This window comes from Nocardia takedensis NBRC 100417 (genome assembly GCF_000308695.1).
Lineage (GTDB): Bacteria > Actinomycetota > Actinomycetes > Mycobacteriales > Mycobacteriaceae > Nocardia > Nocardia takedensis.
The window spans coordinates 1-492 of record NZ_BAGG01000057.1 but is presented as its reverse complement, the minus strand read 5'-3'; the positions used below and the strand labels follow the sequence as shown (position 1 = coordinate 492).

The 492-nt window shown below is 69.9% G+C and carries 1 protein-coding gene; it reads left to right on the top strand.

Annotation, left to right across the window (positions count from 1 at the left end; genetic code table 11):
• Window positions 1–156 precede the first annotated feature (156 nt).
• Window positions 157–453 (top strand): hypothetical protein, encoded by a 297-nt coding sequence (locus ON30_RS39035; protein WP_040706518.1) that lies wholly within the window; start codon window positions 157–159, stop codon window positions 451–453.
• The last annotated feature ends 39 nt before the right edge of the window (window positions 454–492 follow it).

Here is a 492-nt window from a genome sequence, read left to right as displayed (position 1 = left end):
ATCCGGTGAATCCTGGCTCTCGACAACCGCATCCACCCGTGGCGCACCCGGAGGAGTCGGTCGAGCTTCGACCGACTGATCCTGCGTCGATTCCTGCCCACTCACCTGCTCGGACCCGACCGGTTGCCCCCCACCGATCTGAGTGGCAGCGGCGGGATGCGAGGGGGCGCTGTCCGGCATACCCGGCTGCTGCTCGATCGAGGACGGCCGCTCCTCCCCCTCCTGCTGCTGGCCGCCCTCCTGCTGCTGGCCGCCCTCCTGCTGCTGGCCGCCCTCCTGCTGCTGGGCACCATCTTGCTGCTGCCCGCCCTCCTGCTGCTGGGCACCGTCTTGCTGTGTGGAGGTGGTCGACTCTGCCGCACCGGCTTGGACGGGTTGCCCGGCGGTGTCAGCGGGCGCACCCTCGACAGGCAGCATCGCCGTATCGCTCTGCGATCCGATCCCCTGCTGTGATATCGCCCCGGGTTGACCGGCGGCCGTCGAGTCGGTGGA

Coding starts and splice junctions, on each gene's coding strand:
- ON30_RS39035 (WP_040706518.1), top strand. CDS start 157: ATGCGAGGGGGCGCTGTCCGGCATACCCGGCTGCTGCTCGATCGAGGA.